The 7,441-nt window shown below is 60.4% G+C and carries 9 protein-coding genes and 1 pseudogene; 6 read left to right on the top strand and 4 right to left on the bottom strand.

The window, feature by feature from the left end:
- The 3 genes from Y703_RS19915 to Y703_RS22710 all read left to right on the top strand — a co-directional run.
- The coding region (locus Y703_RS19915) for an IS110 family transposase (protein ID WP_035765168.1) at window positions 1–669 on the top strand (669 nt) is incomplete at its 5' end.
- Entirely contained in the window at window positions 666–1,025 is a 360-nt protein-coding gene (locus tag Y703_RS0113275; protein WP_026553093.1) for a DUF4113 domain-containing protein, read from the top strand. The genes Y703_RS19915 and Y703_RS0113275, both read left to right, overlap by 4 nt.
- Window positions 1,026–1,245: 220 nt before the next feature.
- Window positions 1,246–1,626, top strand: a complete 381-nt coding sequence (locus tag Y703_RS22710) for a hypothetical protein (RefSeq protein ID WP_216698900.1) — start codon at window positions 1,246–1,248, stop codon at window positions 1,624–1,626.
- 104 nt (window positions 1,627–1,730) lie between these two features.
- Here the strand turns inward: Y703_RS22710 and Y703_RS19910 are convergent, their stop codons facing one another.
- The 3 genes from Y703_RS19910 to Y703_RS0113255 all read right to left on the bottom strand — a co-directional run bounded on the left by Y703_RS19910 (window position 1,731) and on the right by Y703_RS0113255 (window position 3,756).
- A complete protein-coding gene (locus Y703_RS19910; protein WP_051427585.1) occupies window positions 1,731–2,300 on the bottom strand; it encodes a DUF6036 family nucleotidyltransferase in 570 nt (189 codons plus the stop codon).
- The gene (locus Y703_RS0113260) at window positions 2,297–2,881 is read right to left on the bottom strand and encodes a helix-turn-helix transcriptional regulator (protein WP_026553091.1); all 585 of its coding nucleotides are present in this window, start codon (window positions 2,879–2,881) and stop codon (window positions 2,297–2,299) included. The genes Y703_RS19910 and Y703_RS0113260 overlap by 4 nt, the downstream gene beginning before the upstream one ends.
- A 68-nt stretch (window positions 2,882–2,949) precedes the next feature.
- Window positions 2,950–3,756 carry a hypothetical protein gene (locus Y703_RS0113255; protein ID WP_026553090.1) on the bottom strand — a complete coding sequence of 269 codons (807 nt, stop codon included), beginning with the start codon at window positions 3,754–3,756 and terminating at the stop codon, window positions 2,950–2,952.
- Window positions 3,757–3,875: 119 nt separating this feature from the next.
- Here Y703_RS0113255 and Y703_RS19905 point away from each other — a divergent pair, with 119 nt between their 5' ends.
- Both Y703_RS19905 and Y703_RS21670 read left to right on the top strand, forming a co-directional pair.
- Window positions 3,876–4,439 carry a DUF998 domain-containing protein gene (locus Y703_RS19905; RefSeq protein ID WP_081743541.1) on the top strand — a complete coding sequence of 188 codons (564 nt, stop codon included), beginning with the start codon at window positions 3,876–3,878 and terminating at the stop codon, window positions 4,437–4,439.
- A 139-nt stretch (window positions 4,440–4,578) separates the two neighbouring features.
- Entirely contained in the window at window positions 4,579–4,824 is a 246-nt protein-coding gene (locus Y703_RS21670; RefSeq protein ID WP_026553089.1) for a hypothetical protein, read from the top strand.
- A 1,339-nt stretch (window positions 4,825–6,163) separates the two neighbouring features.
- Here the strand turns inward: Y703_RS21670 and Y703_RS23370 are convergent.
- Window positions 6,164–6,427: pseudogene (locus tag Y703_RS23370) on the bottom strand (CPBP family intramembrane glutamic endopeptidase).
- A 123-nt stretch (window positions 6,428–6,550) separates the two neighbouring features.
- Here Y703_RS23370 and Y703_RS22185 point away from each other — a divergent pair.
- A complete protein-coding gene (locus Y703_RS22185; protein WP_026553087.1) occupies window positions 6,551–6,952 on the top strand; it encodes a hypothetical protein in 402 nt (133 codons plus the stop codon).
- The last annotated feature ends 489 nt before the right edge of the window (window positions 6,953–7,441 follow it).

Raw genomic sequence — 7,441 nt, 5'->3', positions numbered from 1 at the left:
CACCGAGCCATGGCCGAACTGTTACGCAAATACCCGACACCCGCGGCCTTGGCGGCCGCCGGCAGAACTCGGGTGGGCACCTTCTTAACCAAATTCGCTCCACGGGCCGGCAAACGGTGGGCGGAGGAGATTTTCGCCGCGCTGGGTGAACAGACCGTCGTGGTAGCCGGCACCAAAGCTGCCGGGACCGTGCTCCCACAACTGGCCGGGATGCTGCTCGGCCTGCGCGACGCCCGCGCCGAAATCTATGCCCAGGTAGAGGCCCTCGTGGAGGCCCACCCTCTTCACCTCGTCCTGACGTCGATACCGGCGGTCGGCATCAGGACAGAAGCCCGCATCCTGACCGAAATTGTTGGCAAGGATTTCGCCACCGCCGGACACTTGGCCTCCTACGCCGGATTGGCCCCAGTAACGTGGCGGTCAGGGACATCGATCCGCGGCGACCACCCCTCACGGAAAGGCAACAAGATCCTCAAACGCGCCCTGTTCCTCTCCGCGTTCGCCGCGCTGAAAGACCCGGTATCCAGGACCTACTACGACCGGAAACGCGCCGAAGGCAAACGCCACAACCAGGCCCTCATAGCCCTCGCGCGCCGCCGCACCGACACGCTCTTCGCCATGCTCAGAGACATGACTCTCTACGAGGAGAAACTCCCCAAACCAGCTTGACAAAGAACATAGGGACACCCCCCCCGAACGCGGATCTGGTCATCCTCACGAAAGCTGCCGTCGGCGCCCTGGACGGGGTGCTGATTGAGGGCGTCCCGTACGCGCGGGCCGGTGTCATGCTCACCGACCTCTTCCCCGCCGGCTACCAACCCGCCTTCGACAAGTTCGTCTCCGTGCATGAGCACCGCAACATCGGCGTCCTGCTCGGCAAGGTGAAAGACAAGTATGGGACCGCGAGCATCGGGCTCGGCCGGGCTGGGATGCTCGCCCCACCGGGCTGGACGATGAGCCGGAAGCATTCCTCCCCCCGGTACACGACCGAATGGGCCGAGCTCCCGGTCGTCAAAGCCAGCTAAGGCCGCACAAGAGGGCTATCGTTCTAAGGTTGCGTCAACGTCGAAGTGAGCTTGACTAAATCCCGTTCGAGATGAGCGTATTGCGCTGTGGCGCGGCTAAATTTAGTCCCAAACACTTCGGGAGGAAATCATGCCGTCAGGGGATTCGTTTGGAACGCTGCTACAGGTGATAGCTTCAGTCCGCACGGCTTCGACCCACGCCCCGTTGAAGGGTACGGTCGTGACCAAAGATCAGCGAGGCGGGATCAGGACAGCGGCCGTTTTCGTCCATAAGGGAAGTGGGTTATGGCGTCTGGACGAGGATAAGCGATCAGTTTCATATGATCCTGAGAATGGAGTCATCTTCCAGGGAGCCACCGCTGATGAGTCTCCGGGGAAGGATCGCAAGGATTGGCTTCCAGCTGAGGTCTCTCTCTTCCACCCCTTACAGATGCGAATATGGGGCGCCTCGATGGACGACTGGCGTATCGCTTCTGCGGAGTCAAAGGACAGGTTCGCACGTCGGTCTCTGGTGAACACTTTTGATAGTGACTTCACCGGCTATGCCCTAGTTGACCTCGAGTTCGGTGTAGTCGTTGAGAGATTGAACGGCCACCCGTGAAGATGACGTTGATCGACCTCCACGTATCCATACCAGTAGAGCAGTAAGCATTCCTCGCCCCGGTACACGACCGACTGGGCTGAGCTGCCAATCGTCAAGGCCAGCTAGGCGCCTGCGGTACCGCCCTTGCCTGCAGAGAATTTCCCTGACCGGATGGCCTCATCAGCTACCAGAAGGTAGTTTGCCGGGCTGGCGTTCAGCGACAAGGAATCCTGCCCGTACTTCAGGTAGGCAAGCCGGACGAGTGCCGCGGGGTCTTCGATACCCAGGACCAGTGCAATCAGGCCAAGATCCTCTATGTCTTTCTGGCGTTCTGCCGCGAGCTTCATGGCGGCCAGGGTTTCCAGGTCGGCTATTCGCACTGCTTTGGAGGATCCAGGCGGCCCAGCGACCCAGGCCATGCCTTCGGGCAAATGAGCCGCGGCGTTTGAATTCAGCCACTTGCTTGGCAGCCCGGGCTCCGCTGCCATCTCCTCGACGACCTGATCAACAATGGCAGCGCTACTGTATCTGGCGTCGATGTCCTCGGTCGCGCGATAAATCACCCCGTGAAGGAGCAGGGCTGCTCCCCCAACGATCTGTATGTCGAGAGCAACCCCACGCTTGCTCAAACGATCCTCCAGGTCGGCAAGCAGCCTCAGTACATCCGCTGATTCGAGTCCCGGCCGGTTCATGCCGTGGCGAGGTCACGTTCGCGGATCCAGACGTTCATCGCCGCTAGTTCCGGCGGTGTCCCTCGGCGGATCAGCTCCTTCATCTGAGAACTGACGGGGTGTATCTTTTCTGCGGGGAAGACCGGGGTTTCAGACGGTTTGGTACGCAGGGACCATCCCGGCGCTGGCGATCCGGTGGTCGTGGCGATCCAGCGGGTGATAGCGGCCAGAGCAACCAGGTAGTCGGCATCGTCAATTCGAGGAGCCGAAGTGAGGCTGGCTCGGCCGTCAACAACGGATGAGGCAGCGTAATCCCCCAGGAGGCGAAGAGCGAACCGATAGTCCATAGCGGTCAGGGTGGCAGCGAACTCCCGACCATAATCCTTGGCGCTGCGGGATTGAGGTTGCGTCGGAGCGATGTCCAACCCAAGGACGCCCATTACCTTGAGTGCCAGGCCGAGGGAGGAGTTGTCCTTACCTGCCTCGAGCTCGTTGATGAATTTTCTGGAAACACCGCAACTGTCCGCCACAGACTGTTGAGTTGCGCCGAGGGCGCGCCGCTGCTCTCTAATCCGCTGGCCGAGCGTTTTTGGGTCAGTCATGGATGCCTTCATGTACCAATTATGTCACCGATCAGTTACATTCGACTAGTTGCAGACCGTACAGTGCGTCAGCGCACGAGCCGTAGTGCCGGCGGCCGCAGCTGGGTGGCCCCCTCATCCCGTTCGCGCAGCAACCGGGTCAGGCCGATGAGTAGGTCCGCGGCAACCGCTTCAGCGAATTCAGCGGGGATGACCGGTGCCGGGTCGAGGCCGATGATTTCACCGGCCGGGGTGGAGCTCACACTGGCGATTAAGGCGTCGCACGCTTCGGCAGCTGCGACGGCGGCCTGAGTCTGAGTCTCGGAGGGCTGGAAGTAGCTGCGCCGGGGGTTCATCAGGTAGATACAGACGACCCGCCCATCAACGACGAGTTGCCGGACGACGTCGAAGGGGTCCACGGTCGCACTCATGATCCACGGCGCGCACGAGTCCTTCGGGACGCTGACTGCCGGGGCTAGTCGTACCCCAGTGACCGGTTCTCCTGGACCCGAGGCGGGGCGGGCGGTCATCCCTGCGGGCACGGTACAGCCTGGGTAGATCCCGAATGAAGGTTGAGTCCGCAGACCGGCAACGTAAAAGCGCAGCATGGTGTCCCGCTGATTGGCGGCCGTCTCCAGGGCCGGCAAGGGGTTCGCGACCAGGATTCCGTTGCCCTCAAAGTGTCGGGCAATACCTTCCATGGCCGGGTACGTCTCCGACGGCAACCGCCAGAGGACCGCGTCGATGTCCGGTAGTGGCCGGGATCGGTATTCCAGGTTCCGGTCGGGCATGACAGTGAAGTTTGCTGGGTCCAGGTGAACAATTTCCACGCCAAGGACGCGGAGGTGCCGGTTGAGATCGTTTTGGCCAGTTCCGGTCCGGTCCACGATGGCCACGCGCAGGATTGGGGGCGGTATTCATGGAGTTGACCATGCGTAGACGCGCCGTTCCACACGGAAAACTTGGTGGTTACACGAGTTGACCGGGGTTAGTCCTATTCGCCCGGTGAGCCGCCATCGGCGATTGCTGTCAGCCGTCGTATGCTTCGCTCAGAAGTGCCTTTGCAGCAGCAGCCGCGGCCAACGGAGCGACAATCGCCAACGGGGCGTTCCTGACTGTTGGCGCCATCCTGCTGTGGGCCGTCTGGCCGCGACCGCGGACAGGGAAGATCGCTATGGTCTTCCTCGCGATAGGCGGGGTACTCGTCATGATGGTTGGCTTTCTGCCCTGGGATCTCTTCCCTGAGGCCCACGGTGCGGTTGCCCTCACCCAAGCAGTCGCGCAGTGGGTCGGAATGATCATTCTCGCTTTCGCACTTCACGGCAGAGCCCTTGCCCGAGGGTCCGCGGCCCTGACGATCGTAAGCCTGCTTATTTCGATGATCGGCTTCGTGCTCTTCATTGATGCGATCAGCGGCGGCCCATCGACAGCGCTCGGTCTGGGCATCATCGAGCGGATCGCCTTCGACACCCTCACAATATGGGGTGCGGCTGTCGGCTTCATCCTGCTGGCGACAACCCGCTCGACCCGCAGCACCCCCAAAATAGCCGACACGTTTGAAGCACCGGCAGGAAGGTAGCGAGGATCCTTGCCTGCACCGTCCCCCTGGGAGAACCTTCGCCGCAATATGACTGTTCACGAGAGCGATCTCAACCGGTCAAACTGATCCGGAAGCAACCCGGTTGACATGGTTCGTATTAGCAACCTAGATTGACATTATGGAGTCATCACAGGTGACGGTTGTTGCAGCGGACACGACTGATCCGCGGTCCGGCCTGCGGGCTGTGGCATCCCTACGCGTCTTGGCGGACGTCCTGGAACAGCGTCAGGTGGAGGCCGCACTTCGAGCGGGAATGAGTTGGCAGATGGTTGCAGACGCCCTCGGAGTTACGCGCCAGGCAGTTCACAAAAAATACTCCAAGCGCATTGATGCGTCGATTCCCCGGCCTAGGAGGCGAACATGAGCAGATTTACTCGGTATGCGACCACTAGCCAGACCCTCTCATTGACAGCGATGGAGGAAGCCTCCCGGAGGGGGTTACGAGTGGCGGATCTTGAGGACTTGTTCTTGGCGTTGGTACTCAGCGACCAGCCTGCGGGTCGGGTACTTCGCGAACGGGGCATTACGATCCACACGGCCCGAGCCGCAGTGGAGGAATATCGAAAAGAACAGATCGAGTCCCTAGGCATAACTGCCGACCTGCCACCATCAGGGGACATCGTGTTCCACGAAACCCGCGGATACGAATGGTCTAAACGCGCATCGGACCTCATCGGTCGTGCCGGTCAGAAGGGGCGAACGGCGGACGCTGCCGCAGTGCTCCGTGAGCTGATGAACGAACCCAGTGGGCTGATTACGGATTTGCTGCGGCGGTTCGATACGACGCCGGCCGCCATCCTCGCCGACCTCGAGCGAAGCTCGACGACACCAACGATACGTAGAGGAGGGCCCGCGCCCCGACGTGGGGAACTCACTGGCTTCAACGAATCCTTCATACCGGCACCGATGGAAGACGTCTGGTCAATGCTCAGTGACCCGGGCCGGATCCCAGAATGGGAGCCTGCCATCGCCATAGTTGAAAGTTGCATCGCGAATCCTCCCTTCCCTACCGATTCGACTGAGGACCCAAAACCAGGTGAGGGACAGAGGCAAGTAGGCACCGAGTGGACGGGACATGCGCAAACATCTCACCCGAACGGCAAACCCCTAAGGGTGAAAGAAAAGTATCGGCGACGGACAATCGAGCTCTTGCAAGTCACACCCCCCACTCACATTGCCTGGAATTTTGCCTACCCGGACTCGAAGACTAGTCCACCCGTGATCACAGCCTTCACCCTGAGTCCAACCACAGGTGGCACGCACTTGACCACAACGATGAACTGGTCCGGCCGCCAAGGATGGCAATCCCGCGTAAGCCGTCCTCTCCGACCTCTCCGACGATTCCTAATCTGGATCAGGCTTTCGCAGATCAGCGGCTCCATCAGCCGATCCTTTCGCCAAGCTCAAGCACCACAGATCAACGAGGCCTGACCGGACAAGTGTTCGACGTCAGACTGCCCGACGGAGCGAAGCCTGAACTGTGAGGAGAATTTCGAACCACGGCTGTGAGTTGCAGCAGTAAGTGGCACGGTTTGTGCAGTGCTTTATGTCCGATCAACTTGTCCCGTATGCCGCTCCCTCACCGTTCAGCTAGAAAAATTCCGGACCAGGGCGACGTGTCTGTTGTGAGCTGAGCGAATCTAGACACACTCACATTTCGACTACCTCAACGGTGAATTGCTGAACCATCTGCTGGGGAATGCCTAGCTGCCGGATCGAGCGATGAGGAAAGCGAGGAGTATGACGAGAGTGTTATTGGCTGCGTGGAGGAGTATCGGGGCCCAAAGGTTCTGGTGGAAGCGTCGGAGGAGGGCCAGCGTGATGCCGAGTGTGAACAGCTAGGTAAAACTCAACGGGATGACGTGAACGGCGGCGAAGAGTGCTGCGGACACGATGATCGCACCGGCTGGTCGGAAATGCTTTGAGAAGCCGTCGAGGAACGCACCTCTAAACAGGACTTCTTCCAAAGAGCGCCAAAGTCACAGACTGGTAAGGGGACTCACGGTTTGTCTCGGAGGTGAGAGCCCCTGATGCGCCCCGGAGATTGGTCTGCCTATCGGTGGGCGGCCTCGGATCGCTAAGATAGGAGTATGAACGCCTCTGCTGACCCGGCTGACAGCGCTGACGCCACCCAGGAGCCAGACGCTGAGGTCTTCGCTCTGACGCAAGAGGACTCTCGAGAGCACGACCGGTCGCGACGGAGTGACAAAACGAAGAAGATCTTGGTCGATGCCGAGCGACGAGATGAAGAAGCTACGGCCCGAGACGCTGTTTCTGACGAGCGTGAGAGAGCCGCGGACCGCCGGGCGTTCACCAACCCGGATGGGGTCTACACGGGTCACGGGGCACGTCGAGCCGCAGCTTTCGACCGGGCCAATTCGAAAGACGACCGCGAATCGTCGGCGGATGACCGAGTGAAGCTCACGGAAGGGGACGCCAATGAGGTGAACGACTTAGAGCCTGACGTGGGGTTGCCCGACCTCCCTAAGTAAGAGGGTTTGCCGCCGCGGACCGCGCTGGCGGCCGCGATTAGCTGCGATTAGTGTAGGTCCGGACATCCCCGGTTGGTACCCACCTGATGATCCGCGGGTGGGTTTTTACGCGTTGCGGAAGCGAGCCGGGCGAGGAATAGGCTCTGGTCTAGTTGTTCAAGATCGTGGACGGCGGCTGAAAGTATCCGTTGTCCGAAGTCCAAAGTGTAGGACTGTGCCATGACGTTCCGTCGGACGTAGAGGAGAGTTTGAGCCAATCTCACCCGGTCGTGCTCCAACGAGGTGACATTCCGTTGAGCTTCCGTAAAGCCTGCGAGACGAACCATCTCAGCATTGCCATGGCCCCCGTGATCCAGCAAATACCCAGCCACACCACTCGAAGGACGCTGCAGAACAGTAGGCCGGTTATCGCTCATGAACATTCCGTTCCGACGCTCGAGACCGGAAGTCGCCAATAAATAGATCCAGAAAGCCGTCTTCACCCCCCCC

The organism is Arthrobacter sp. H20 (assembly GCF_000520515.1).
Taxonomy (GTDB): domain Bacteria; phylum Actinomycetota; class Actinomycetes; order Actinomycetales; family Micrococcaceae; genus Arthrobacter_D.
The sequence above is the reverse complement of the archived record's forward strand: the minus strand, read 5'-3'. Positions and strand labels throughout refer to the sequence as shown.